The organism is Canicola haemoglobinophilus (assembly GCF_002015075.1).
Taxonomy (GTDB): domain Bacteria; phylum Pseudomonadota; class Gammaproteobacteria; order Enterobacterales; family Pasteurellaceae; genus Canicola; species Canicola haemoglobinophilus.
Genome location: NZ_MUXZ01000040.1, coordinates 1 through 978, shown reverse-complemented (window position 1 = coordinate 978; position 978 = coordinate 1). Strand labels below are relative to the sequence as shown.

The following is a 978-nucleotide window of genomic DNA, read 5'->3' as shown; positions in this document are numbered from 1 at the left end:
CGTTTTTGTTTGATTAGCTCCCAAACTTGCGCCTGTTGGTCGGCTTTGAGTTGAGTTTGATGCTCTTCTGAAATCACCCATTGCCCATTCTCAAAATGATGCAAAGGGCTAGGCTGCGGTTCAGCAAGTTGCGGATAGCCTTTTTCGTCCATGACGATTTGTTTGCCTTCTGCTTGTCCTTCCAATAAAGTGCGGTATAAATCTTCAGAGATTTCCACCGCATTTTCGGGAATTTGCTCGTGAATATCGCTGATATAAAATCCGTCTTTAAAATAAATTGTCATCTCATCCCTCCTTATTTCCATCTCCCTATTGCTTGCCACATTGTTTCGCCATCATACCAAGTTGATATATTAGCTCTGGATTTATCAACCGGAGTAGCAAACACCCAGTTATATTGCCCTTTACCCGATGCATTACTCCTAAATACTTCAGATACGAATATTTCATAGTCGTTATTTATAAAACTTACTGGGAAAATCACAGGGTTAACATTTTCTGTACCGCTATCTCTTTTATTTTTTATCTTGCCAGATAAAATTAATGTACCATCTGGATATTTTCGGATTTTGTATTTATCTATTTTTTGATAACTAAAGGCTGCATTTATTAATTGATTTGTGGCGTGAGTAAAGTCAGTAATTTGACTCGTGGTATGAGTATGATTTGCATCAGCTTTACCTTGCAACTCTTGCGCTAATCTACTTGCATCTAACGCGCCTACATTAGTCACTTCGCCAAATGCCTTAATCCAAAAACGCACATCATCAAAACTATTTTTTGCCTTGATGCAAAGCTTAAACGCAATAGCTTTGGGGCGAGTTTCAGCGCCACCTGTAGCATATTTTGAGGTATTAGTCGGCTTTATCCAACCATTGTCATCTAACGTCCCATCACCCCATGAATCTACCGTTGATCTATCTGTTTGTGGCTCAAATTCAAACCCCTCTCCATACAGTGCAGTGTTTTCATCACGTC

1 protein-coding gene and 1 pseudogene are annotated in these 978 nt (G+C 39.5%); both read right to left on the bottom strand.

The annotated features are described in order from the left end of the window. Positions 1-284: pseudogene (locus B0186_RS09830) on the bottom strand (DUF4376 domain-containing protein); the annotation flags it as partial. Positions 285-295: 11 nt separating this feature from the next. Further along, a partial coding sequence (locus tag B0186_RS11720; protein WP_235817224.1) for a phage tail repeat domain-containing protein occupies positions 296-978 on the bottom strand: 683 nt, incomplete at its 5' end.